22 protein-coding genes are annotated in these 25,029 nt (G+C 72.0%); 5 read left to right on the top strand and 17 right to left on the bottom strand.

The features are described 5' to 3' along the window. Window positions 1-172: 172 nt before the first annotated feature. The 12 genes from G3I41_RS29795 to G3I41_RS29740 form a co-directional block, all read right to left on the bottom strand. Window positions 173-1,594: an NADH-quinone oxidoreductase subunit N gene (locus tag G3I41_RS29795; protein ID WP_164403625.1), complete on the bottom strand. Its 1,422-nt coding sequence runs from the start codon at window positions 1,592-1,594 to the stop codon at window positions 173-175. Continuing rightward, on the bottom strand, window positions 1,591-3,099 hold the full coding sequence (locus G3I41_RS29790; protein WP_343242254.1) for an NADH-quinone oxidoreductase subunit M: 1,509 nt from the start codon (window positions 3,097-3,099) through the stop codon (window positions 1,591-1,593). The genes G3I41_RS29795 and G3I41_RS29790 overlap by 4 nt, the downstream gene beginning before the upstream one ends. Before the next feature lie 5 nt (window positions 3,100-3,104). Continuing rightward, window positions 3,105-4,964 carry a proton-conducting transporter membrane subunit gene (locus G3I41_RS29785; protein WP_164403621.1) on the bottom strand — a complete coding sequence of 620 codons (1,860 nt, stop codon included), beginning with the start codon at window positions 4,962-4,964 and terminating at the stop codon, window positions 3,105-3,107. Next, a complete protein-coding gene (nuoK, locus tag G3I41_RS29780) occupies window positions 4,961-5,266 on the bottom strand; it encodes an NADH-quinone oxidoreductase subunit NuoK (RefSeq protein ID WP_164403620.1) in 306 nt (101 codons plus the stop codon). Before nuoK ends, G3I41_RS29785 begins: the two co-directional genes overlap by 4 nt. Continuing rightward, on the bottom strand, window positions 5,263-5,826 hold the full coding sequence (locus G3I41_RS29775; protein ID WP_164403618.1) for an NADH-quinone oxidoreductase subunit J: 564 nt from the start codon (window positions 5,824-5,826) through the stop codon (window positions 5,263-5,265). Before G3I41_RS29775 ends, nuoK begins: the two co-directional genes overlap by 4 nt. A 19-nt stretch (window positions 5,827-5,845) precedes the next feature. Next, complete coding sequence (locus G3I41_RS29770) at window positions 5,846-6,790, bottom strand: NADH-quinone oxidoreductase subunit H (protein WP_164403617.1); 945 nt, start codon at window positions 6,788-6,790, stop codon at window positions 5,846-5,848. Beyond that, window positions 6,783-8,030 carry a hypothetical protein gene (locus tag G3I41_RS29765; RefSeq protein ID WP_343242253.1) on the bottom strand — a complete coding sequence of 416 codons (1,248 nt, stop codon included), beginning with the start codon at window positions 8,028-8,030 and terminating at the stop codon, window positions 6,783-6,785. The genes G3I41_RS29770 and G3I41_RS29765 overlap by 8 nt, the downstream gene beginning before the upstream one ends. After that, window positions 8,027-8,377, bottom strand: a complete 351-nt coding sequence (locus G3I41_RS29760; protein WP_164403613.1) for an NADH-quinone oxidoreductase subunit A — start codon at window positions 8,375-8,377, stop codon at window positions 8,027-8,029. The genes G3I41_RS29765 and G3I41_RS29760 overlap by 4 nt, the downstream gene beginning before the upstream one ends. 283 nt (window positions 8,378-8,660) lie before the next feature. Next, the gene (locus G3I41_RS29755) at window positions 8,661-9,281 is read right to left on the bottom strand and encodes a DUF305 domain-containing protein (RefSeq protein ID WP_164403612.1); all 621 of its coding nucleotides are present in this window, start codon (window positions 9,279-9,281) and stop codon (window positions 8,661-8,663) included. Window positions 9,282-9,401: 120 nt separating this feature from the next. Next, window positions 9,402-9,806, bottom strand: coding sequence for a DUF6153 family protein (locus G3I41_RS29750; protein WP_164403610.1), 405 nt, complete (start codon window positions 9,804-9,806; stop codon window positions 9,402-9,404). A 194-nt stretch (window positions 9,807-10,000) separates the two neighbouring features. After that, window positions 10,001-10,498, bottom strand: coding sequence for a DUF2690 domain-containing protein (locus G3I41_RS29745; protein WP_343242252.1), 498 nt, complete (start codon window positions 10,496-10,498; stop codon window positions 10,001-10,003). 68 nt (window positions 10,499-10,566) lie between these two features. Next, entirely contained in the window at window positions 10,567-11,001 is a 435-nt protein-coding gene (locus G3I41_RS29740) for a hypothetical protein (protein WP_164403605.1), read from the bottom strand. A 531-nt stretch (window positions 11,002-11,532) separates the two neighbouring features. Here G3I41_RS29740 and G3I41_RS29735 point away from each other — a divergent pair. After that, window positions 11,533-14,970: a hypothetical protein gene (locus tag G3I41_RS29735; protein WP_343242251.1), complete on the top strand. Its 3,438-nt coding sequence runs from the start codon at window positions 11,533-11,535 to the stop codon at window positions 14,968-14,970. A gap of 48 nt (window positions 14,971-15,018) precedes the next feature. Here the strand turns inward: G3I41_RS29735 and G3I41_RS29730 are convergent, their stop codons facing one another. After that, on the bottom strand, window positions 15,019-16,158 hold the full coding sequence (locus tag G3I41_RS29730) for an NAD(P)/FAD-dependent oxidoreductase (protein ID WP_164403603.1): 1,140 nt from the start codon (window positions 16,156-16,158) through the stop codon (window positions 15,019-15,021). A 165-nt stretch (window positions 16,159-16,323) separates the two neighbouring features. Here G3I41_RS29730 and G3I41_RS29725 point away from each other — a divergent pair, with 165 nt between their 5' ends. Continuing rightward, a complete protein-coding gene (locus tag G3I41_RS29725) occupies window positions 16,324-16,971 on the top strand; it encodes a TetR/AcrR family transcriptional regulator (protein ID WP_164403602.1) in 648 nt (215 codons plus the stop codon). Here G3I41_RS29725 and G3I41_RS29720 read toward each other — a convergent pair. Continuing rightward, entirely contained in the window at window positions 16,955-17,383 is a 429-nt protein-coding gene (locus G3I41_RS29720) for a VOC family protein (RefSeq protein ID WP_164403600.1), read from the bottom strand. The two genes, G3I41_RS29725 and G3I41_RS29720, sit on opposite strands and share 17 nt — an antisense overlap. 101 nt (window positions 17,384-17,484) lie before the next feature. On the opposite strand from G3I41_RS29720, the gene G3I41_RS29715 reads away from it, so the two are divergent. The 3 genes from G3I41_RS29715 (at window position 17,485) to G3I41_RS29705 (ending at window position 20,968) form a co-directional block, all read left to right on the top strand. Then, window positions 17,485-18,474, top strand: a complete 990-nt coding sequence (locus G3I41_RS29715; RefSeq protein ID WP_164403598.1) for a WYL domain-containing protein — start codon at window positions 17,485-17,487, stop codon at window positions 18,472-18,474. Between the two features lie 39 nt (window positions 18,475-18,513). Then, window positions 18,514-19,263, top strand: coding sequence for a hypothetical protein (locus G3I41_RS29710; protein ID WP_164403596.1), 750 nt, complete (start codon window positions 18,514-18,516; stop codon window positions 19,261-19,263). 127 nt (window positions 19,264-19,390) lie between these two features. Then, window positions 19,391-20,968 (top strand): hypothetical protein, encoded by a 1,578-nt coding sequence (locus tag G3I41_RS29705; RefSeq protein ID WP_164403594.1) that lies wholly within the window; start codon window positions 19,391-19,393, stop codon window positions 20,966-20,968. Window positions 20,969-21,240: 272 nt separating this feature from the next. On the opposite strand, the gene G3I41_RS29700 is transcribed toward G3I41_RS29705, so the two are convergent. From G3I41_RS29700 to G3I41_RS29690, 3 genes are all read right to left on the bottom strand, one after another. Further along, window positions 21,241-22,344, bottom strand: coding sequence for a P1 family peptidase (locus G3I41_RS29700; RefSeq protein ID WP_164403593.1), 1,104 nt, complete (start codon window positions 22,342-22,344; stop codon window positions 21,241-21,243). Between the two features lie 321 nt (window positions 22,345-22,665). After that, the gene (locus tag G3I41_RS29695; protein ID WP_164403590.1) at window positions 22,666-23,211 is read right to left on the bottom strand and encodes an AAA family ATPase; all 546 of its coding nucleotides are present in this window, start codon (window positions 23,209-23,211) and stop codon (window positions 22,666-22,668) included. A 407-nt stretch (window positions 23,212-23,618) separates the two neighbouring features. Then, the gene (locus G3I41_RS29690) at window positions 23,619-24,923 is read right to left on the bottom strand and encodes a BNR-4 repeat-containing protein (RefSeq protein WP_164403768.1); all 1,305 of its coding nucleotides are present in this window, start codon (window positions 24,921-24,923) and stop codon (window positions 23,619-23,621) included. Window positions 24,924-25,029 lie beyond the last annotated feature (106 nt).

Raw genomic sequence — 25,029 nt, 5'->3', positions numbered from 1 at the left:
CACGGGTGTCGCGGTGGTGTCGTCGTCCATCTGCCGGCCGTTTCTTCGGGTACCCCTCTTGTTTAGCCGAGGGGTGCCGGTCCGGTGCGTTCTTCCTGTGCATGAGCGCGGGGTGTCGCCCACGCGTCGGCGTCGGAGACGCCGGCCCTGCCGGTGGGGCCCCGATGTCCGGTCAGCGGGCGAGCGGACCGGACAGTGCGTCCAGGAAGGTCCCGCCCAGCAGGCCGAGCAGGACGGAACCGGTGGCTGCTCCGTAAGCGGTCGCGGCGGCGGTCCTCGACGTGGTGGGCGAGGTATCAGCAGGCGCGCGCGCCAGGAACGCCGGGGCGATCCAGCGCAGGTAGTAGAAGAGGGACGCCACCGTGTTGACCGCGGCGACGACGGCGAGCCATGCGTAGCCTCCGTCGATGGCCGCGCTGAACACTTCCAGCTTTCCGAGGAAGACGGCGGTGGGAGGCGTGCCCACCAGGCCCAGCAGGCAGACCACGAGGGACGCCAGCAGGGCCGGATGCGCCCGGGCCGCACCCCGGTAGTCGTCGATGGTGTGGGCCTGGCCGAGTGCGCAGACGACGGCGAAGGCCCCGAGATTGGTCAGCGCGTACCCGGCCAGGTAGTACAGCAGTGCCTTCTGGTCGAGGCCGGTGCGTCCGGCGACGGCCACCGGGAGCAGCAGATAGCCGACCTGGCTGATGGTGGAGTAGGCGAGGAGGCGTTTGACGTCCTGCTGGAAGAAGGCCGCCAGGTTGCCCAGAGTCATCGAGGCCACGGAGAGCACCGCCACCAGGTCCGCCCACGGCAGGCCGACGTCCGCGAGGGGAACGGCGGCGAGCCGGTAGAACGCCGCCAGCGCGCCGGTCTTCGGGATCGTGGTGAGGAACGCGGCGACCGGTGCCGAGCTGCCCTGGATCGTGTCCGGCACCCAGAAGTGTCCGGGCACGCCTCCGGCTTTGAAGAGGACACCGGCGAGCAGGGCGAGCGTGCCGGCCGCCACCAGTCCGGACGGCGCCTGGGCGAGTCCGGTGCGCAGCGTGGCGTACGACGTGGTCCGCCCGGCGACCAGCAGGATGGTGATGCCGGTGAGCATGACTACGCCGAAGAGTGCGCCCACGACGTAGAACTTCAGGGCGGCCTCGGTGCCCGGGCCGTCCTTGCGGAAGCCTGCGAGCGCGTAGGCCGGCACGCTGGCCAGCACATAGCCGGAGGCGAGCAGGAGCAGATCCTGGGCTCCCGCCAGCATCAGGGCGCCGGCGGTGGCGAGCTGGAGCAGGACGTAGAACTCGGTTTCGCGCGGGTCGCCGTGCAGGCGCGGCATGGTGAGCGCGAGGACCAGCAGGGTGGCCCCGAGAATGACGATCCTGCTGGTGGCCGTGAGGGTGTCGAGCGCGAAGGACTGACCGAACGCCGTCTTCACGGGGCCGCCGGCGGCGAGCGCGGCGGCCACGGCCCCTCCTGTGCACGCCGCACCCGCCAGGGCTCCGGTCAGCCACTGGCGGGTGCGCGGCAGCCAAGCGCCGAGCAGCAGACCGAGCACGGCGGAGGCGGCGAGGAGAACCTCGGGCAGGAGGTCGAGGGGGTTCTCGTTCATCCCGGTCATCTCGCGAGCAGCTCCAGCACGGTGCGCGAGGCGGGTTCGATGACGTCCAGGACGAACCGGGGAGCGAGGCCGAGAACGACGCCCAGGACGAGCAGCGGAACGATCGCGAGCCCTTCGTGGAGGCGGATGTCGGGGAACGGCCGGTCGGTGCCCGGCGCGGCGAGCGGCAACCGCAGCGGGCCGAGGAAGATCTGTTGCAGGGCGCGCAGGAAGAGACCCGCGGTGAGCAGGATGCCGAGCACTGCCAGTCCGGTGGCCACCGGTTGCGGGCCGAGGCTGCCGGTGAGCACCTGGAACTCGGCGATGAAGCCGGAGAAGCCGGGCAGCCCGAGGGAGGCGAAGGCGGCGACACCGGTCAACGCGGCGAAGACCGGTGCCCGCCCCGCGACCCCGGAGTAGGCGGACATGTCGTACGTACGGCCGCGCTCGTACAGCACGCCGGACAGCAGGAACAGGGCCCCGGTCAGGAGCCCGTGGCTGACCATCTGGAAGACGGATCCGGTGACGGCGAGGCGGCGGGCCTCCTCCTGGCCGGTGCCGACGGCGCCCGCCGCGCCGATCGCCAGGACGATGTAGCCCATGTGGTTGACGGAGGTGTACGCCACCATCCGCTTGAAGTCGCTCTGGGCCAGGGCGACCAGTGCGCCGTACAGCACGGAGACCACACCGATGGTGACGAAGACGAGGGCGTACTCGCGCCAGGCGCCGGGGAGGATGGGCATGGCGATGCGCAGGAAACCGTACGTACCCATCTTCAGCAGCACCCCGGCGAGGATCGCCGACCCGGTGGCCGGGGCATCGGTGTGCGCGGGCGGCAGCCAGGTATGGAAGGGCACCGTGGGGGTCTTGACCGCCAGTCCGACGCCGATGGCGAGGAGGACGAGGGCGCCGTACGCGGCACGACCGGCGAGCGGGTCGGCTGTGGTCAGTTCGGTGATGTCGAAGGTGTGGGGGTCCGCTGCCAGGTACAGGCCGATGAAACCGAGCAGCAGGGCGAGGGAGCCGGTGAAGGTGTAGAGGAAGAACTTCAGGGCGGCGCGGGCGGCGTCCCTGTGGCCCCATCCGGCGATGACGAAGTACATCGCGACGATGGACAGGTCGAAGAAGACGAAGAACAGGATCAGGTCGAGGGCGACGAAGAGGCCCAGGCAGGTGGTTTGCAGGAAGAGGAACAGGGCCGCGAACTCCCGCACCCGCCGGGTCGAGCGCCAGGCGTACAGGGCGCACGCCAGGAACAGCACGCAGGTGACGGCCACCAGCGGCAGGGACAGGCCGTCGACTCCGACGTGGTAGCTGATGCCGGCGCTGGGGATCCAGCGAGCCCGCGTCTCGTACTGCATGCCCGCTCCGGGCTCGTAGCCCGTCCAGACGGTCACCGTCAGAGCCAGTTCGGCGGCGGCGGTGGCTGCCCAGGCCGTCAGGAAGAGGCTCCGGGGCGCGCCGCGCGGCACGCACAGCAGGGCGGCCGCCATGACGGTCGGCAGCAGAACGATGGCCGTGAGCACGGCGGTCACCTCACGAGGACGAGGACGACGGCGAGGACGGTGAAGGCGGCGACCGCCTGAGCGAGGTACTGGTGCAGCTGCCCGGTCTGCGGTCGGCGCGCCCAGCGGCCGAGCGCCCTCGCGCCTTCGGCCACGCCCTCCACGGCACCGTCGACGAGCCGTTCCACGTGTGCGTCGGTCCACTTGGCCAGCCGGACCGATCCGCGGGCGGTGGCGTCAACGCCACGGTCGAGCACTCGGTCGTCGAAGTCGGCGAGTGTGCCGGCCAGGCGCAGGACGGGGGCCACGAGGAGCGTGCGCGCGGCGGATTCCAGGCCGAGCCAGTGCGACACCGCGGCGGTGATCCGGCCCGGCGGGACGAGAGGTCGTGGACCCCGGATCCAGACCCCGGCGGACACGGCGACCGCCAGTGCGGCGGTCAGGGCGAACTCCCAGACGTGCGGGTCCGGTTGCGCCCGGGCGCCGAGCACCCTGCCCACCGCGTCCCGCACAGGCGGGAAGGAGGTGACGGTCAGGGCGGCACAGGCGACAGCCAGGATCAGGAGCGGCAGCCGGGACGCATACGGCTGCGGCTGCCGTTCGCGGGCGGCCGGGGCGGCCGCGGGCCGGGGCCGCCAGACGAACCACAGGGCCTTGACGCTGTAGACGGCGGAGATCGCGGCGCCGGCCAGCCCGACGGCGTACAGAGCCGTACCGCTCTCGAGGGCACCGGCGAGGAGCACGTCTTTGGCCGGCCACAGGGCCAGGGGCGGGACACCGGCCAGGGCCAGGGCCGCGACGCCGAAGGTCATGCCGGCGGTTCGGAATCGCCGGGCCGCACCGCGCAGGGCGGTCAGTTCCTTGGTGCCGAGGGCCGTCAGCCAGACGCCCGCGACGAGAAAGGCCAGGCTCTTCGCGGCGGCATGCGCGATGAGCTGCAGGATGCCACCGGTCACCGCGCCGACGCCCGCAGCCAGCACCATGAAGCCGATCTGGGCACAGGTCGAGGCGGCGAGGAGCTGCTTGAGGTCGCTCTGGGCCACGGCGACCAGGCCGAGCACGACCGCCGTCACGGCACCCGTCCACGCCACCACGGGCCCGCCCCAGCCGGACCGCGCGAGGAGGGGCTCCAGCCGAAGCAGCAGATACGCCCCGGCCGCGACCATGGTCGCCGAGTGGAGCAGGGCGGAGACGGGGCTGGGTCCCCGCATGGCCCTGGACAGCCAGAAACTGAACGGCAGCTGGGCGGACTTGCCGAAGGCGGCCGTGATGACTCCCGCGGTGACGAGGTCGGACCACGCACCGGTCGTGGCCGCGAGGCCGTCGAGGGCGAGGGAGCCGGCTTGTCCGCTCGCCAGCGCCGCTCCGGCGGCGAGGTAGAGGCCGAGGTCGGCGGCGCGGGTGGTGAGGAAGGCGGTGGCGGCGGCGTCACCGCGCTCGCTGTCGCGCCACCAGTAGCCGATCAGTGCCCAGGAGGTGGCGCCCATCACCTCCCACGCCATCAGCAGGACGGGCAACGTGGTCGCGGTCACCGTCGCCAGCATCGCGCCGCCGAACAGCAGCATCAGCCCGAAGAAGCGGGCGCGTGCCTCTCCCGGACCGATGTCCGCGACACTGAACACGAGGACGGCCGTGGTCACCGCGGTGACCGTGACGACCATGAGGCCCGACAGTCCGTCCACCGCGAGGCCGGCGGGAAGCCCGTCCAGCAGTGGCGCTTCGACTCGCGGATGCGCGAACGCAGCCGCGACGGCGAGGCCGAGGCCGGCGGCGGCCGTGCCGACCGCGACGGCGGGAGCGCAGCGGTCCACCGGCCGGCCGGCGACCGCGAGCAGTGTCCCCACGGTCAGCGGCAGGGCGATGAGCGCCCACAGCAGCGCGCTCACTCCTTCAGCTCCGCCGCCATGTCGGTCATGTCGACGTCCCGGGCTCTGAAGAGCGCGGTGACCACAGCGAACCCGATGGCCATCTCCACCGCCATGACCGTGACCGCCAGGACCACGAGCACCTGACCGTCGGCGGTGGCCGGGGTGATGTAGTGCCAGGCAGCCGCCGCGCCGACGATGACGCCGCCCAGCATCAGTTCGAACCCCATCATGAGCATCACGACCGACTGCTGGGTGAGGGCCCCGAAGAGGCCGATGCTGAACAGGGCCGCGGCCAGCAGCAGGAAGAGCTCCAGGCTCATCGGCCCACCCCTCCCCGCACCGGGTCGTCGGCGGTGCGGGACTTCAGGTCGTCCCCGAACCGGTCGTACCGGCCGCGGCGGGTGGACAGGACGACGGTCGCGACCATGGTCGCGAACAGCGCGAGGCCCAGGGTCATCATCGTGAGCATCTGCGGACCCATCAGGGACATACCCAGATCCATGGTCGGATCGGCCGACGGCCGACCGTGCCGGGACGGCCACGGAGCGACGAACACGCCCGCGGCCAGTCCCGCGAAGAGCGCCGCGCAGATCACGGTCGCGCCCTTCTTGTTGTGGACCATGCTCATCGGCATCAGCCCGGCCGGATTCATCATGTACATGAGCATGAACACGGCCATGATGGCCATCTCGATGGTCATCATCAGCACGATCACGACCCCGAGGTAGTCCAGCCCGAGCAGCAGCACCTCGCCTCCGACGCACAGCAGCGACGCCAGCAGCGCGTAGGTCGCCCGGGCCATGGAGTCGAACCGGAACACCATGGCTCCACCGGCCACCGCCACCAGGGCCAGCACCCAGAAGATCACCTCGTCGAGCATCGGCAGCGCACCTTGCCTCTCATCGGTCCAGTACGACGACGGCGACGAACAGCGCCTGCAGCAGCGTCAACGGCACCAGCACCATCCAGGCCACTTCCGTGTACCGCTCCATCCGCAGTACGGGCAGCGCCCGGCGCCCGGCCACCAGCAGCGCCAGGACCGCGGCGGTCTTGAGCAGCGTCCACGACCAGCCCGGCAGCACGGGGCCGTGCCCTCCTCCGAGGAACAGCGGCACGCTGAATCCGGCGGTCACCACGAGCAGCAGCCACCGGCCGCCCAGGAACACCAACCGGTCCACGCCCGCGAGTTCGGCCGCCGCGCCACCGGCGGCGTCCCGGGACAGCGGGTGGGAGAACGGTCCCCAGAAGGACATGGCGAGCGCGCTCAGCAGGTAGACGACGAACGCGACCGGCATCCACACCACGAACCACACACCGTCCTGGGCGGCGACCACGTCCCCCACCCGCAGGGACTCGGCTCCGAGAGCGGCGGTGGTGAGCGCGAACATGTGCGGCAGTTCGTAGGCCAGACCCTGCGCCAGGAACCGGTAGCCGCCGATCAGCGACAGCGCCGAGTTCGGTCCCCAGCCGGCCAGCCACACCGCTGCCCAGGCCAGCGCCTCCATGGCGTTGAACCACACGATGCCGACCGGCGGATCGCTCACCGCGCGAAAGCCCCACGGCAGTACGCCGCCCGCGAGCACCGCCGCCACGGGGACCAGCACCACGCCCAGCCGGCCGAGCAGCGGGTCGGCGGCCGTCGTACGGCGCGGCTGCTGGACGAGCAGCCGCAGGGCCTCACGCAACGGTGACAGCGCCCGCACCCCGGCCTCCCGGACGCTCCCGGCCCGGCCGCGCCCGGCCTCCCCCGACACCACCGCAGAGAACCCCGCCGTGACGACGGCTGCCGCCGCAAGCGCCATGGGGAGGGCGACGGCCGCCCACGAGGGCCCGGTATCAGCCATGGAACGCTCCGGACACGGGTGCGGAGGCGAGTTCATCGACGTCCGGGTCCAGACTGGCCAGGATGATCCGCGCGCAGGCGTACTCGGCTCCGGTCAGCAGGCCGGGAAGAACGTCGAGCAACGGCTGCGACGGCGGCGTCGGCCCGTCCAGCAGGCCGCGCGGTCCGGCCCGATCGGCCCACGTCAACGGCCGCGTGTCATCGAGGGCGTCGAGACCGCGCTCCGTTTCCCGCAGCCACGTCAGCAACCGGTCGTGGGCGTCTCCGGCCGCGGCCAGGGCCGGCCCGGACACCCCGGCCGCTCGTGCTCGACCGGCCGGCAGCCCTCCGAGTCCGGCGATCGACCAGCGCAGGGTCCGGGACCGCCCGATTCTGCGCACCGTTCCGCCGAGCACACCGCCGATCGCCTCACGCGATGCCCCTGACAGCACAGCGTCGCGAAGCAGACGGCACCGCGCGGCGGCATCCTCCCAGCCCGCGACGGCAAGGAGCCGTCCCGCGCTGTCCAGATGCGCCGCACAGCGCCGGCGCGCCGCGCAGCCCTTGGTGACGTGCTCGCCCCGGGCGGCCCGCAACCACGGCTCGTCCCAGAAGGGCAGCCGCTGGCCGGGCGGTACGGGGAGGTGGTCCGCCTCGACGGCCTGCACGACGTCTCCCTGCAGCGTGAGACGGAGGATCAGCCCCGCGGGCCAGTCGCTCAGCCCGGGACCGAACGGCACGTGCAGCTGGTCGAGCTTCAGCGCGTCCCGGTCATCGGCCCGCTCGGCCAGCGGCAGGCCGGCCACCTCGCCCATGGCGTGACCCATGTGGCCCCCGTGGCCGTGGGGCTCCGCGGACTCACGCCCGGCGCGTCCGTGGCGCGGGGCATCCGGCCGGTCCGCTGCCTCGCGGTGGTGGGCAGGACGGTCCGTCGCCCCGGCGCCGCGCGGGTCCACCGCCCTGCCGGTCAGTTCCCGGCGCGCCGCGTCCAGTGCCTGTGCGACCTGACCGCTTCGCTCCACCGCGACGCGCACGGCGGGTTCCGGTACCGACTGCTCGATGCCGTCCACCCATTCCGCGGCCGTGAGGACGGGCACGCCACAGACGAGAAGCAGGTCCGCGGCCGCCGGAGCGGACGCGACGGGCCATCCACGTCGGCGCAGCTCCGCCTCCGCCTCCAGCCGCAGGGCCGTCGCTCCGGGCATCGTGGCCATCAACACGGCCGGGCGGCTCATCGCCGTACGCCGCAGCAGTCCTCTCACGCCCACCTCAGAGCCCCCTCGCGCCAGGCGTAGGCCACCGCGGCGAACAGGACGCCGAGGAAGAGGAACATCTCCACGACGGCCGGGGTGCCCACCTTGGAGACGACCTTCACCCACGGGTACATGAAGAGCATCTCCATGTCGAAGGCCAGGAAGATCATGGTCACGGGGTACCAGCGCACGTGGAACCGTGACACGGCGTGCCGGCCCGGCGCCAAGCCCCCGGAGAACGCGCCGGTTTCCAGGGGCGTGCGCACCGCGGCCAGGTAGAGGCCGAGGCCGTACAGGGCTGCCACGCCGGCACCGACCACGCCGAGGAGGACCAGCAGCGACTGCCACGCGTCCATCCCGCCCACCTCCGCTCGCGGCTTCACCGGCGCCCCCATAGTGCGCGGCCGGCCGCCTCCGGCCCCGCAAACCGGCCCGGGCCGCCGAAGACTCCCTGGTCCGACGCGCCTCACTTCCGCCGGATGGCGCAACGCCGGGACTGTACGGACGCCATGGCCCCACCATCGCCCGTGGCGCCCGCTGCGCGACGGGGGCGGCGTGCTGGTCGGTGCCGGGTGGGCGGGGCGACCGGGGGCGGGGCGGGCGCCGCATGGTGGCCGCCCCGCCTGCGGGCTGGTCCGGTCAGTTCTTGCCGAGGAGCTTGTTCATCCGGGTGATCTCGGCGGTCTGGGAGGTGATGATCGCTGCGGCCATCGTCCTGGCGGGTCCGTGAACGCCGTCGGCCCGCTCGGTCCCGGCCATCTCCACCGCACCCTCGTGGTGCTTGATCATCATCTCCATGAAGGCGGTGTCGAACGCCTTGCCCGACGAGTTCGTGAGCCTGTCCATGTCCTCGGCGCTCATCATGCCGCCGCCGTGCACGGAGTGGTCCATGGCGCCCTCGGCCGGTACCTCCTCGCCCCAGGAGGTCAGCCAGCCGGACAGCGTCCTGATCTCCGGGGCCTGGGCCTTCTTGACGTCCTCGGCAAGCTTCTTCACCTCTGCCGACTCGGCGCGGCCGGGGACGAGGTCGGCCATCTCCACGGCCTGGCGGTGGTGGGGGATCATGCCCCTGGCGAAGGCGGTGTCGGCCGCGTTGTGCCGGCCCTGGGCGGTGGACGTCGGGGCGGAGGCGGGGCTCGTGGTGTGGCCGTTGTGGCCGGACGAGCTGTCGCTGCTGCCACAGGCGGCCAGGACGAGCGCGGCCGCACTCGCGGCGGCCACCGCGGTGGTACGACCGATCGGAGAACGCTTGCTGATCATGGTGATGCAACTCCTTGGGCGCGCGGCCGCAGCCGGGGCGCGCGGAAGTGAACGGACTGAGCGGGCGAGAGCGCGGCACTACGGACCGGAACAACCGGGCCAGGTGCCGTGCGTGCCGCTCTAAATCCGAAGAAGTTGCAGCTCGGAAAGGTCGGGCGGCGCCCGCCCGCTCTCCGCGGAGTCCGCCCGTCGCGCCGGCGCGATGTCGGTGAGGGGCGCGTCGGGCAGGGCGCCGGCCAGCGGGGGCGGCGCATATGCGGAGCCGATCCCGGCCGCCACGCAGGACGCGTCGGCGTGAGCCAGGTGTTCCGGCCCCCCGCCGTCGGTCCGTGAGCACCCCGACGGCGGGTGCGAAGCGTGCTCGGCGGTGGTGGTCATCGCCATGGCGTGGCGGCCCGCCTCCGGCAGGGCTCCTCCCGGGCCGAAGGCGTGCATGCCCCACACGCCGGTGAGCACCGCCCACACCAGCAGCAGCGACAGCCGCCCGGCGGGGCGGCGGCTCGTGCGCTGCGCGGAGGAGGCCATGCGCCCATCGTACGAGCTGTCCCGGGCGGGCCCGAGCGCCCGTCCGCCTACGGGGCGGTCCGGCATCGGTGGCCTGCCCACCGGCCTCGCGCACCCGGAGAGGGTGCGGGGGACGCGTGACGGGAGCAGGCCACCGAGGGGGCGTCAGCATCACCCTCGGCGCCCGTTTTCGGGCACCGTGGGTGCCCACGCACTCAGCAGATGGAGACCCACGGGTCGTAGGGGAAGGCCGTGCCCGTGTAGGCGACGACCTGCCCGGAGGCGTCCTTCACCACGCTCGACACGGAGATGCACGTGCTGCCCGGGGCGTATACCTGCATGCCGAAGGAGGACCCGACCGCGGGGTCGGTCTCGTAGTGCTCGTAGTAGCCGAGCCACCCGCCCTGCCCGTCGGGCTGGCTCGACGGGCGCCGGATGCCCTTGGTGACGGTGTTCGTGGCATTGGGCACGGTGATGACCGCCCGTACCCAGTTGGTTCCGCACGAAGGGGAGTAGCGCACCTCCATCGTCCCGTAGGTCGCCTGCTGACTCCTGATGGGGCGGGTGGCGATGGTGACCGCGTCCGACTGGCATCCGGTCGTCAGCGGGTTGCTCCCGGTGTACGGGTCGTACGGGGCGGCCTCGGCCGGCACGGCCGAGAGGGCGACGGTGATGGCCGCTGCCAGCAGGGTCAGGGCCCGTCTTCCGGTCACGCGCATGATTGCTCCTTGGTGTCTGTGTCGTCCGGTGTGGGTTGTGGCGAGTGCCGCGTCGGGGCCGTTCAACTGGAGCAGACGGTCGCGCCCACGCGGAGGTTGTCGTTGATGAACACCCGCCCCCACGAGCAGACCCGTTCGCTGGGTGCGACCCGCAGGTACGGGGACCAGTTCGAGGTACCGGTGTCCACGGCGCGGGAGTTGCGGCCGGTTCTGGGGACCTCGGTGTAGGACTCCAGGGTCTTCGTACCCACGTACGACGTCGTGCGGGTCCAGTTGCCGCTGCACGCCCACGACCAGCGCATCTCCACGACGCCGACGACGGTGCCGGCGTTGACGATGTTCGCCGAGGCGATGGTCTGTCCGCCGGCGCAGTCGGCCGAGGGGTTGCCGTCGCCGCCGTAGTCGGCGGCGGCGGCCTCGGGGGCCGCGCCGAGCACTCCCGTGCACAGCAGCGCGGCAGCGGCGATGGCGGTCCTGAGCCTGTTCGCAGAACGCATGGCTTGTCCTTCCGGTGGTCCACGGTCGAGTGGTCGTGGACTCGGTCTACCGGGGGGCGGCATGGAATCGGCACAGGTCGCGCCAGGTCCGTACAGCTCCGTACACGGCCTGCCGCGGAGGACGCCGCTCTCGGCCGGGGCACTTCGGTCACGGCTTCACGGGCCGCGCTCTGTACGCCTGGGGGGCGATGCCCCACAATCCCTCCGTATATCCGGCCGGATCGACACCCTGGAAGCCGGGCGTCGCCCAGGGAGGGAAACGACATCGAGACACCAGAGGAGTTCGCGCGGGCACTGAACACTCTGCGCAGGGCGTCGGACAAGTCCTACCGGCGGCTGGCCGACGAGTGCGGGCTCGGGTTCAACACGATCGCGGGGTACTGCTCCGGGCGGCATCTGCCCCAACTCGCCGTTCGCGCCGAGTTCTCCGCGCTGCTGACCGCGCTGGACGTCCCGCCGGGAGACGCACAGAAGGCATGGCTGGACGCGCTCCGTGAACTGTCCCTGCGCACGGGGCGGAACACCGCGCGGGTGTGGAACCCCTACCGCGGGCTGGAAGCGTTCCAGCCCGGTGACGCCGATGCGTTCTTCGGCCGTAAGGCGCTCACCGCGCAACTGCTGGACAGGCTGGGCGTCTGCCACGCACGGGGGATGCCGCTGGCCGTGGTGGGGCCGTCGGGGTCGGGGAAGTCCTCACTGCTGCGGGCCGGGCTCCTGCCCCTGGTGGGGCCCTCGATGCTGTTGACGCCCGGTGCACAGCCGATGCGGCAATGGGCCGCGCACACGACCTCGGCGGACACCGTCGTGCTGGTCGACCAGTTCGAAGAGGTCTTCACGCTGTGCCCGGACGAAGGCGAGCGCACGGCCTTCCTGGACGCGCTGCTGGAGTGCCGGAGCCCGGTGGTCTTCGGCCTGCGAGCCGACTTCTACGGACGGGCGTTGCAGTACCCGCGACTGGCCTCCGTACTCGAACAGGGGCAGGTCCCCGTCGGGCCGATGACCGAAGCCCAGTTGCGTGAGGTGATCGTCGAACCCGCGCGGCTGGCCGGACTCGTACTGGAGGACGGGCTGGTCGACCTGCTCCTCGCCGACGCCGGACGGGAGCCGGGCGCTCTCCCGCTGCTTTCGTACACGCTGGCGACCATCACCGAACTGGCCGCGCGGGAGTCCTCCAGACCCACCGTGGGCGTACGGCACTACCGGGCGTCCGGCGGTGTGCGCGGCGCTGTGGGCCAGGCCGCGGAGGTCGCCTTCCGATCCCTGCCGTCGCACCAGCGGGCGGTGTGCCGTCGACTGTTCCTGCGGCTGGTCCACACCGACGACGGCACAGCGGACATCCGCCGGCGGGTCACCTTCGACGAGCTGCTCGACACTCCGTCCGCCGACTACGCCGACGACGTGGCCGAAGCCCTCGACGTCTTCGTGACCCACCGTCTGCTGACCGCGGGTGAGCAGACGGTGGAGATCGTCCACGAGGCCCTTCTGATGGCGTGGCCGCGGCTGAACGGCTGGCTGGCGGACAACCGCGAAGGCCGTCGGGTCCACGGGAGGCTGCGGGCAGCCGCCCGTCAGTGGCGCGACGAGCAGTACCCCGCCGAGGGCCTCTACCAGGGCCGGCTTCTGGCGACGGCTCTGGAATGGGCCGCGGAGCCCGGTTCGAACGAGGCCGTGAACGCCCTCGAACACGCCTTTCTCGCCGCGTCGTCCAAGGCAGCGACGGCCCGTGAGGCAGCGGCGCGGCGCCGGGTTCGCCACCGCCACCAGTTGATCGGGCTCCTGATCGCGCTGGTGCTGGTCGCGGCCGCGGCGGGCGTCTACGCGAGGCAGGTCAGCGACTCCGCGCACCGAGAAGCACGCATGGCGCTCTCCCGGCAGATCGCCGAGAAGGCCGACCGGTTACGCGACAAGGACCCCGGCCTGTCGGCGCAGTTGGCGCTGGCCGCCTACACGGTGTCGGCGACTCCCGAAGCCCGCGCCTCACTGCTCGATTCCTCCGCCCGACCGGTGGCGCGGAGGCTTCGCGCAGGTGCCGGAGCGGGCGTGGTGATGGCGGGCGCGCGCTCGTTGACCGCGGTGGCGACCTCGACGGGCCGGGTGCGTCTGTGGCGGACCCTCGACGGCAGGGCGCCGGCTGCCGTCGAGTCGGACCTGGCACTCGCAGGCGCACCGCGGGCGCTCGCCCTCAGCTCGGACGGTGTGCTTCTCGCCGCGGGCGGCCGCGCCGACGGGGTGTCGCTGTGGCGGGTCGCCGACCCGGCGCATCCCGTGCGCCTGCCGCCCCTGCCGGGTGCGGCTGACACCGACGTCCTGGGGCTGGCGTTCAGGGCGGACGGCCGGCTCCTGGCTGCCGGTGGCGGTGACGGTACGGTCCGGCTGTGGCGTGTGGCGAAGCCCGCGGCCCCCATCCTCCTGACCGGACCGCGCGCCGCCGTCAAGGCCGTCGCCTTCTCGCCCGACGGTCGCACCCTGGCCGCCGGCGGCGACGACGCCACGGTGCGCCTGTGGGACGTATCCGTACCGAAGGACCCGCGCCCGCTGCCCGCTCTCACCGCCGGCAGGAGCCGCGTCTACGCCGTCGCGATCTCCCCCGACGGGCACACTCTGGCCGCGGGCACGGCCGCCGAGCACAGCGTCCGCACCTGGGACATCTCCGTTCCCCAGCGCCCGAAGGTCCTCGGCGAGCCGCTGACCGGACCCGCCAGCTGGATCAACGCCGTCGCCTTCAGCCCGGACGGCAGGACCCTCGCCGCCGGCAGTTCGGACACCATGGTGTGGCAGTGGGACCTGCGCACGCGGCAGCCGATGGGCACCCTGCCCCAGCCCGCGCCGGTCTCGGCAGTCTCCTACGCGGACGACAACACGCTGAACACCCTGTCCGGCGACGGGATCCTCCGCGCCTGGAACGTACCGGGCCCCCTCATCGCCACCGGCGCGAGCCAGGTCTTCTCCGTCTCGTTCGACGCCACCGGGGGCAGGCTCCTGGCGGGTGGCGGTGACGGCTCGTTGCGCCTGTTCGACGTGCGGAACCCGCGGCGTCCGGCCGGCACCGGACCGCCGCTGAGCAACGGCCCGGACGCGGGATCCGCCGCTCTCGCCGGCGCTTCCGTCCTGGCCGGTGACGCCCGGACGGCGCTGGGCGGTGCGACCGATGGAACCATCCGCCTCTTCGACATCACACACCCCTCCCGCCCCTCCCCCGCCGGTCCTCCGGTGCCCGTCGCCGAGGCGACGATCGAGGCCATGGCGCTGAGTCCCGACGGATCAACCGCCGCGGTCTCCAGTGACGACGGCACCGTCCACCTCCTCGACATCTCCGTCCCGGCCCGTCCGCTCGCCCTCGCGACCCTCACGGGTCCGGCCGGCATCGCCTTCGGTGTCCGGTTCAGCCCGGACGGAAAGCTGCTCGCCGCAGCGGGCGAGGACGGTGCGGGATACGTCTGGGACGTCCACGACCCGCGGCGCCCCCGGCTGCTGACCACCGTGCGCGGCTTCAGCGGCTCCGTCTACGCCACGTCCTTCAGCCCCGACGGGAAGCTCCTCGCCTTCGGTGGCGCCGACTACTCCGTCCGGATCCTCGACCTCTCCCACCCCGAGGATCCGGCTGCCATCGGCACGCCTCTCATCGGACCGGTCGGCGAGATATACGAGCTCGCCTTCGCTCCGGACGACAACCGGCTCGCCATCAGCAGCATCGACCACACCGTCTGGCTGTGGGACTTACGCCGGCCCCGCCACCCCGGTCTCCTGGCTACGCTCAAAGCCTCCGAGGACGGTCTGCTCACCGTCGCCTTCGCCCCTGACGGCCGGACTCTCGCCGCCGCCGGCCGGGGAGGCGGCGTACGCCTGTGGAACACCGACCCACGCGCGGTCACCCGGTGGCTGTGCGGCGCCGTCGGCGACCCCATCACCCCGGCGGAATGGAAACAGTTCGTGCCCGGCCTGGCCTACGCCCCGCCCTGCGGCCGGTAGGCGGTGCCGGCCCCTTGCTCAGGGGGCTGCCGACGGCAGGGCACGTCCTCAGCCGGCGTTGCCCTGGCCGGGGTCGAAGGGTTCGTTCGACAGCAGGCCGGCGGCGGCGCCGTCCAGCGCCGCCTGCCTCTCGCGGGAACGGGGCACCATGACCTTCTCGTACGCGCGGACGGCTTCGGCGACGGTGTCGTGACTCGTGAGGGCGATGGCGAGCTCACCGGCGTCGAGCATCGCGAGGTTGACGCCGACGCCGAGCGGGGGCATGAGGTGTGCGGCGTCGCCGAGCAGGGTGACGCTGGGGTTCGTCTGCCATGTGTGCGGAACCGGCAGGGCATAGAGGGGACGGTGGATGTAGGGGCCGTCGTTGTCGGTGATGAGCCGGCGCAGGCCCGGTGCCCAGCCGCGGTAGCGGTCCAGGAGCAGGGTGCGGATCCGCTCGGTGTCCTGGTCGGTCAGTCCTGCTCGGGTGAGCCAGTCGGCGGGGCCGGGCTGGATGATGTAGACGCGTACGTGACCGCCGCTGTTGCGCTGGGCGAACAGGCAGCGTTCACCGTCGGCCGCCATGGCGCTGCCCTGACCGACGAGATCGGCCACGGACCGGTGTGCGGTCTCGACGTCGTCGAACCAGGCTTCGAGGAAGTTGATGCCGATGTGCTCGGGTACGGCAGGTGAGAGCGCGCGTCGGACTGTGGACCAGGCGCCGTCGGCGCCGATGACGAGGTCGGCCTGAACGACACTGCCGTCGGCGAAGTGCAGCCGGCGCGGGCCGTCGTCGGGTCCTTCGACGCTCCTGAGCCTGCGGCCCCAGTGGACGGTGCCGGGGGTGAGGGAGTCCAGCAGGAGGTCGCGCAGCTGGCCGCGGTCGATCTCGGGGGCGGCGAACTGGTCGTCGTCGGGACGGTGGTGGAAGCGGAGGGTTCCGTCTGCGGCGTCGAACTTCCGCATCTCCTGGCCCTCGGGACGGGCGAGGCGGGTGAACTCCTCCAGCAGTCCGGCCTCCTTCAGGGCGGCCTGACCGTCTTCCTCATGCAGGTCCAGCGTGCCGCCCTGGTTGCCGGCGTCGGGGCCGGAGGCCAGGTCGTAGACAGTGACGTCCATCCCGTTGCGCTGAAGGACACGGGCGCAGGTGAGGCCGCCGGGGCCCGCTCCGACGATCGCGATGCGGGGGACGGCCGAGGGCGTGGTCATGGTGATGCTCCGTTTCCGTGGACCGCACGAGTGGGCCGGCGGCAGGGCGTGATCGAGGCCGGGGCGGGCCGGTCCACCAACCCGCCGCATCAGGAAAGCACACCGGATAAACAAGTGCAACGGTTGCACTTTCTCAGCGGTATCACCGTGAGGTAGATTGGCGGCATGCCCGATGCCAGCAGTACGGCGCCCACACCGCTGGGCCGTCGTGAACGCAAGAAGGCCGCCACCCGCCAGGCCATCGCCGACGCGGCCCTGCGCCTTTTCCTGGAGCGCGGCTACGACGACGTCGGCATCCGCGAGATCGCCGACGCCGCCGACGTGTCCACCACCACGCTGTTCAAGCACTTCCCGGGCAAGGAAGCCCTCGTCTTCGACCAGCAGGACGAGATGAAGGCCCAGCAGCTCCACGCCGTACGCAACCGGCCGGACGGGCAGTCCCTCCCGGCCGCTCTGCGCGAACACGCCCTGCGCTACCGGCTGCTCCTCCCCGGCGAGAACCCGGACGTCAACGCCTTCCTCCGCCTGGTCACGAGCACCCCGGCGCTGCTCGATTACCAGCACAACACCTGGCTGGAGAACACCGCTCCCCTGGCCCGGGTCATCTCCGAGGAAAGCGGCCTCCCCCCCGACGACCCGGCCGGCACGGCCCTCGCCCGCTTCGCCCTCGAAGCACCTCGCATCGCCCGCGACCGGCCCGACAGCGCCGCAGCACTCAACGCCGCCTTCGACCTTCTCGAACACGGCTGGCAGAGCATCGCCCCGGGCGCCGGAACTCCGCCGCGGGGCGAGCGCGTCAACGCACAGTCCTGATACCTGAAGAAGCAGGGCCGGCGAACTTCTCGACGGCCTCCGCGGTGACGGGGGTGAAGAAGTTGACGAGGTTGCCGTCGGGATCGCGGAACAGCAGCGACCGGTTGCCCCACGGCATCGTGGTGGGCTCGTTGACGAAGTCCGTGACGAAGCCGGCCAGGTTCTGGCGCACCTGGTCCACGTCGTCGACGAGGAACTCGGTGATCACGCTGTGGTTGTCCGCCGGCCGGGCAGAGCCCGGGGCGAACAGCGGGACCGTGCGGGTGCCGGCGATCGCGAGGGTCGCACCCGCGGTCCTGAGCTCGGCGAAGTCCTCGGTGGCCCACGTCGCCCGCACTCCTGTGGCCCGCTCGTAGAACTCGACGAGGCGTGCGACGTCGCCGGTGATGATACGGATCGAGACGAAATGCATGGAGATCTCCTTGGCTGTGCCACAAACGGGTACGCCACAGGCTAGGAAAAATAGTGGACGGAATCGGTCCTCTATCCGCGTGCTCGCGTTAGGCTGCGCAGATGCCTGGACCCACCGGCCGTGTGCTGACGCTCCTGGAACTGCTGCAGTCGGGCGGCACCCGGACGGTGGCCGAGCTCGCCGACCGTCTCGGTGTCGAGGGCCGCACCGTGCGGCGGTACGTGAGCCGGCTGATCGATCTGGACGTGCCCGTGGAGTCGGTACGTGGCCGCTACGGCGGCTACCGGCTGGCCCCCGGGTACCGCTTGCCTCCGCTCATGCTCAGCGACGACGAGGCGCTGGCCGTACTGCTCGGTCTGGCCGCCGGCCGCCGAGCGGGGCTGACGACGACGGAGCGCGCGGCGAGCGAGACCGCGTCGGCGAAGATCCGGAGGGTACTGCCCCAGCACATCGCCCACCGGCTCGACGCGCTCCAGGCAGCTCTCGCCCACACCGACGAGCCCCGCGAGCCGAACCCCCCGGATGCCGAGGTCCTCCTCACCCTCGCCGATGCGGTCCGCCACAGCCGGCCGGTCTCGGTCCGCTACACCGACCGCGAGGGACGGCACAGCGAACGCACACTGCACGCGTACGGGATCGTCGCCCATGCGGGCCGCTGGTACCTGACCGGAAGGGACGCCCGGGCCGGCGAGGACCGGACCTTCCGGCTCGATCGCATCGATACCGCGAGGGCCCTGCCCGGCTCGTTCGAAGCGCCCGTGGACACCGATCCGGCGCAGCGCCTGCTGTCCGGGTTCGCCACGGCCGGGTACCGGCACGAGGTGACCCTGCGGATCCACGGGACGCCGGAGCAGATCAGCGCGCACCTTCCCGCCAGTGTCGCGCGCCTGGAGGAGCACGAGCCGGCCGCGGGCGAGGACCCGGCGGCCGAGCGCTGGCTGCGCGCCGAACTGCGGGTGCAGCGGCTCGACTGGCTGCCTCGGGTACTCGCCGCACTCGACCGGCCGTTCGTCATCGAGCGTCCCGACGAACTGCGCACCCTCGTCGGCGCGCTCTCCCAGCGCCTCGCGTCCTACGCCCGTCAAACCTGACAGGCACGCACCGGCTGCTCGGCCGACTAATCTGACCGCATGATCGATGAAGGCGACTTCCGAGCCGGGGACGTGCTGTCGGTCGCTTGCCCCTTCACGGTCACCAGGGTGGAGCGGGGTCTCCGGTGGGATGAGGTGTCGGTGCGGTGGCCGTGGTGGGAAATCGACACGGACAACGAGTTCGCACGCTGGAACGGGGTCGTCGCCCTCGGCGTGAACAGCGGCGGTAGCGTCTCACCCCATGTCGAGGCCGAGCTCTTCCGGACGGACCCCCCGCCCGACCAGCTGAAGGCGGGGGACGTCTGCCGTGTCGGCGTTCCGCCGACCGTCGTGCACGTGACGACCGTCGACCACCACGATCCCCCGCTGGAGACGGCCTGGCTGCCCCACCCCAGCCGGACCGTGACCGTGCTGCCCGGAGGTCTGTCCTACCGCGAGTTCCCGGACGCGAGCCATCTCGACGGCTCGGGGTACACCATCCACCCCGGCGACGGGATCCCCTTCACCTACGAACTCCTGATGCGCCCCTACACGTCTCTCCACATGGGTGACGAGGTCGCCGATGCCGTCGGCCGGGCCTGGCGGTTCAACGGCCCATGGGACTGGACGGCCTTCGACGGGGAGCCGGCCGGTACGGGCCCCGCGTGGCCGCTCGGCCTGCTCGCCCGGGCGGGAGCGCCACGCTCCGCCGAGGACGCCGAGGCGGTGGCGGCGAGTACGGCGAAGGGGTCCCACCAGGAGACGGTCCGGCGCTGGATGGCACTCACCGACGCCTCGCCGACACCGTGACACGGGACGCGTCCGTGGCCCGGACGCGTCACGCGGATCGCACCGAAAGATCTTCCCGCCGTACTCCTTCCGTTGGCCGGGGCTGACTACTCTCCAGTCGCCCGGTCCGGCACAGGAGAGGTACGTCATGAGCACCCCGGTCCACCGCACCCCGACTCGGCAGTCGGTCCTGCCCCCGGCCCGGCAGCCCCGGGAGCGGGGCCGGACCGGAGCCCCGTCCCTCACCTCCCCCGGCCACCCGCTCCTCGCGATCCAGGCCGGCCTCGGCAATCGGGCAGCGGTCGCCGCCCTGCAGCGCGCCGGCGAAACCGCCAGGAGCAGGGACGGGAGCAGAGAACCGGAGAACGCCGGCCCACTCCCCGCTCCCAAGAGTTACCGCGACCGGATCGCCGCGGTTCTCGACAAGGTCAAGAAGAACCTCGAAGTCATCGACACCTTCGTCAAGGGCGTTCACGTTCCCGCCAACGCGGGCTTCGCCCAGCAGGCGTCCGCGACGGCGAGCGACGGTCTCAAGCACTCCACCGGCGCATCGGGGACCGCCGCCGCATCGGAGAACCTCGTCACGGAGTCCGCGGGCGCCCTGCTCAGCGGTATGGAGGCGGTCAAAGCCAGGAAGGACGCCGCACAGCACGGCAACGGGGCCGCCTTCCACACGGCGGACAAGAAGGCCAACTCCAAGAAGGCCGACGCGGTCGTCGGTGCCGCCGGAACGGGGAACTACGCGCTCGGCATCGCCAAGGAACTGACCAAGGCGCAGATGGCGGCGCACGCCGCGACGGCATCCGAGGCCAGCGGTATCGGTTCCAGCGTGGTCGGAGCGGTGAAGGGCGCCCGCGCCGCGGCGCGGGTCGGGCTGACCGCTCGCAAGTACCACGCCCTGAAAGGGCTCGAAAGGCACGACCGCACCGACGACGAGGCCCTGGCCCGGCTGGCCCGGGCCCGGCAGGAGGCCGAACAGGCCGCGGATGCCGCGTACGTCGCGCTGGACGGCCACTGGGACCACGAGGGCGAGGACCGGATGGCGCGCGTCTCCCAGGCCATCGATGCCGCCTGGGCGGCGACGGGCGCCGCCCGTGACGCGGCCGCCGACATCCGGCGCGCGGAGGACGCGAACACGATGCACACCGTGCACACGTACGCGCTGGGCAAGCAGCGCAACAAAATGGGCAAGCAGGCGTTCACCGCGGTGGGCGAGACCGCCAAGGCCGCCGGCGGCATCGTGACGGCGGTCGCCGCCACTGCGGGAGGTGCCGGGCTGGCGAGCAATCCCGTCGGCTGGGGCCTGGCCGCCGGGGCGGCCGGCCTCATCCTCGGCGTCACCGCGTACAAGGCGGGCCGCGCGGGCATGAAGCGTTACGAAGGGGCCCGCCACCCGGAACGCTGGGGGGCGGATGAAGCCTCGGGCGAACCCGCCTCCCGGCCCGATGCGCTGAAGGAAGCCCTGAAGTTCTGGAAGAAGGTCGAGAACGGTGAACGCCAGGCCATGGCGCGCAGGATCTACGGGCTCGCGGCGGGCGCGGGAATCGACGGGAGCGGCCAGACGTCGTCCGCGATGCGCGACTCGGCCCGCGCCCTCCTCATCGCTCTCAAAGCGGGTCCCAGCCACCACAAGCTGACCCCGGACGAGTGGGCGGAGTCCCTCAACGACCCGGCCAGGAGCGCTGCGTGGGTCAAGGAGATCGCCGAGCAGTTGTCATCGGCCTGAGCCCCCCGGTGGGGCCGCCTCGCGGGCGCGTTCGCACGTCGCCCGGGCTCGGGAACCGGACCCGGTACGCGGACGGTGTCCTTCACCTCGCGGCGGGAGAAGCGGCCGTACTTCTCCCGTCCGTCCCCGTACCGCCACAGCCCAGGTCCGCAGCAGTGCACACCTGTGCGCGCACCCGATGCACCTCATCGCATCCGTCCTGCGTCCCCGAGAGCGAGCTCGGCCCATGCAAGAAGGCTCGCGTCTTCTGCGTCGGCCCTCGGGGACAAGGATCATCGGGCGACGGCTGCGAGGATGGAGCGGAGCCTGTCGGCGGGCAGTGCGGGCGCGACGAATCCGTCGCGCCCGACCATGGTGCGTGCGGCCAGGATCGCGTTCAGTATCGCTTCCTCGGTGGCATCCACGACTGCGGCGAACAACTGGCTGATCCGGCGGTTGGGCAACATCCGGATCGCGATCTCCGCGACGTCAGAGGCCCCGTAGGCGCCGGCCAAGCCGGAGTTTCCGGTGGCGAAGGCCAGGAAGATGTCCCCGCTCCAGTGCTCTCCCACGCCGCCGAGCCTGCCGACCCCAAGACCCGCCCGCTGTGCCAGGCGCCGGCACTGAGCGGGAAGCAGCGGTGCGTCGGTGGCGATCACGCCGATGATGCTGCCGGACCCGTCAGGGAGCCGCCCGGGGCCGGGAGCCACGCCGGGTACTCCCGGAAGGGGGATGTCCGCCGTCTCGGGGCCGATCGGAACTCCGTCGACGCTGAAACGATCCCGCGTGCCGTGATTCGCCTGGACCAGGACGCCGACCGTGTAGGCGCCTTCGCCGTCGTCGACGACGCGTGAGGCGGTGCCGATGCCTCCCTTGAACCCGTGGGCGATCATGCCGGTGCCCCCACCGACGTTCCCCTCCTCGACGGGCCCGCCCGCAGCCGCGTCGATCGCATCGCGGAGGTCCTCCGCTGTCACGTGCTGTCCGTTGACGTCGTTGAGGCGGCCGTCCCAGGTCTCCGCGACCACGGGGAGCGCCCAGTACTCCTCGTCCGGGCCGCGCTGCGCCGTCTGATGGGCCACCAGGGCGTCACGCACGACACCGACGCTGTGGGTGTTGGTGAGGGCGATCGGCGTCTCCAGCAACCCGCCCTCGCGGATCCACTCCAAGCCCGTGAACTCGCCGTTTCCGTTCAGAGTGTGCGACGCGGCGAACACCGGATCCTGCCAGATCGCCGTCCCCTGTCTGGGCACGACGACGGTGACGCCGGTGCGCACGCTGTCCCCCCGGATCAGAGTCTTGTGCCCCACACGTACTCCAGGCACGTCGGTGATCGCGTTGTACGTCCCGCTGGGTCCCCATCGGGCCCCGATCCCAAGATCCCTGGCTCGCGTCATCCCGGGATGCTAACGACGCACGGCCGACATGCCAACGGATCAGGTAGCCGTGAGTGCGACAGAACGGGCAGACGCCGGGAGCAGCGCCCCGGGCAGGTGGTTTGCGCTGCCGGCGCCGCGTGGCCGCCTGGCGGGCCGTTGCCGTTGTAGCCGCCGCTGGGCAGGCAGACCAGCGGCGGCCCTTCCCTGGACACATGGAGGGCGAGCAGGGCCCCGGCGGGCGCGGCGAAGGCAAGCGCGGGATCGAGGCGGGGCGCGGCGGGCAGCCGGGGGCGCCAGGTCCCGAGACGCCCCCGGTGAACGGATGCCGACCGGTGTCGCTCATGAGTCGGGCCGCGAGAGCACCGAACTGACCGCAGCGACACGGTCGGCCAGGCCGCCGGCAGGGACGTCGATGAGCTCGAAGCCGTAGGCACGGTAGCTCTGTTCGTGGATCTTCTCGAATACCAGCGACTCCTGGAAGCTGATCCGACGGGCACCGGTGGGCTCGCAGAATCCCAGATTGCGGACGAAGAGCACCTGGCGCTCGTAGATCTCCTCGGCAGTGATGCGCTGGATCTCCGCCGTCAGCGCGGCCGATACCGGCCGTCCCAGGTAGTGCGCGAGCGCGTGTGTGCAGACCGGCGACCGGTCGAACACCTGGACAGAGTCTGTGGCGGAGGCTCGCAACTGCCGTTGTTTCTGGAGCTCTACGATCTCGTCGATGAAGGATGCCCGTGTCCACGGCTCGCCCTCGCCCTGAGCCTGCGCTCGTGCGATGACTGCGGTCGCGGCTTCCTCGACGACCTCGTAGCCCTGCTCCGCCAGGCTCCGCAGGATCGACGTCTTGCCCGCGCCTGGCGTGCCCGTGAGAACGTACCGTCGCATGTTCAGATGCCTTCCGTGCGCTGTGAGACGGGCCCACCGGCGCGTGACATGCCTCTCGCGGAAGCATCGAGCCGGTGGAGACCTGAGGACCGGACGTGGTGGGGCTGGGACAGGGACGCTCGAACGGCTCACATGCCGGAGTTGCCCGCATACCCGAGGCACTGGTCAGTGCTGGCCACAGCCAGGTTGGTCAACGTGGTGCCAGCTTGCAGTACAGCCTGCCGACGGCGTTCGTGGCAAGTGCGCCACGGCGATCAGGTCGCTGCGAGGAGCGGTCGGCCTTCAACACCGAGGTGCCCGGCACGAAGCCGGTCGGCGACGTCACCGCGCTGCCGGCCGGGGGTGGCCGGCTCTGCCCGGCCTGCCGGCCTCACCCCCGTACGGACAGTGGCAAACAGCGGGACGCGTCAGCGCGTCGCGTAATACAAGGCGTTGTGAGCGGTATCCGGCAGGTAGAGCACATCGCGCCCGTCCGAATCCCGTCGCACGGCGAGCCGGTCGGCGTTCACCCCCGGCGCGGCCGACTGCGCGGTCCAAGCCCCGTCCGCCGACTGGGTCGCCGAGAAGACCCGGTCGGTGCCCGAGGTGGTCACGTAGTAGACCCGCTTGGTGTCCGTCTCGTCCCAGGTGATGCCGAGGGCGGCCGCGGTCTGTCCTCCGGCGTACACGGTCTTGCCGATCCAGCCGCCACCGCTCGGATAGGCGTAGTACACGTGGAACCGGCCACCGCTGTCCGCCGGGCGGTAGCGGTAGGCGACCTTCGGGGTGGAGCCGTCGAGGGTGAGCTTGGCGCTCTGTACCGCGGGGCCGGTGTACGCGTTGTCGGCGCTCCACTCCTCGCCCGCGGTGAGGTCCTGGACGACGTCGGAGGCGGCGGGCGTGACCGGCGTGGCGACGGTCATGTTCCTGCTGTCCGCGAAGGCCCCGGTGGACGGGTCGTAGGACAGGTACGAGAGCTGGTGGCGGAACGCGGTCGCCGGCGCCTTCGCCCACTCGTAGAGGAGGTGCACGCGGCCTGACGCGTCCACCGCGAGGTCGTCGGGGTACACGGAGCGGTACAGCGCGCTCGCGAAGGTCGCCACGACGCTCCAGCGGGAGTCGGCGTTGTCCCAGCGGTACAGCTTGCCGGGGCGCCGGTCGGAGCCGGTACCGACCCGGGCGGCCAGATACAGGTCGCCGTTGGGGGCGGTGGTGACGACCGGGTAGGTGATGCCCTCGCCCTGGTCGGGCAGTTCGGATGCGTGGTCGGTGACGTTCCCGCCGGGGGCCTCGGTGCGGAAGTAGCGCCAGGGGTTGGCATGCATGGAGGTGAAGACGTGCAGACGGCCGCTGCCGTCGCGGGCCACCGACGGCTGGTTGTGGCCGTTGTCGTCGGGAAACTCGGCCTGCTGCCCGTCACTGTTCAGCAGCGGCAGCCGGCTCCAGACCCCGTCCGCGTCGCGCCGTGCGATGGCGGGTCGGTGCGTCGCGGCCGTCGAGCCCGGCTCGTTGAAGGCGAAGTACGTGTACTGGCCGCGGCCCTTGTACGTGGCGACCGGCGTCCACCAGGCGGCCTGGTTCGACGCGTCCATCGCGTAGGGGACTTTTTCGACCACCGTCGCCGCAGCTACGGAGGTCTGCGCGGTGGCGGCCCCCGCGGCCGGTGCGGGCAGGAGCAGAGCGGCCAGGGCCGCGGCCAAGGCGGTGTGGATACGTACCGTGGGGCGTCGCAACATGAGCTCCTTCGCGGGTGCGGGCGTGGGAGGGTACGCGGACGGCGGCGGCCCGCGGGTCCGCCGGCGCGGTCGTCGTGCGGGGTGGGGACGGAGCGGGGCCCGG

Origin of the sequence: Streptomyces sp. SID9727 (assembly GCF_010550605.1) — a bacterium.
In the GTDB taxonomy this organism is placed as follows: domain Bacteria; phylum Actinomycetota; class Actinomycetes; order Streptomycetales; family Streptomycetaceae; genus Streptomyces.
This window is presented reverse-complemented; position numbering and strand designations above follow the sequence as displayed.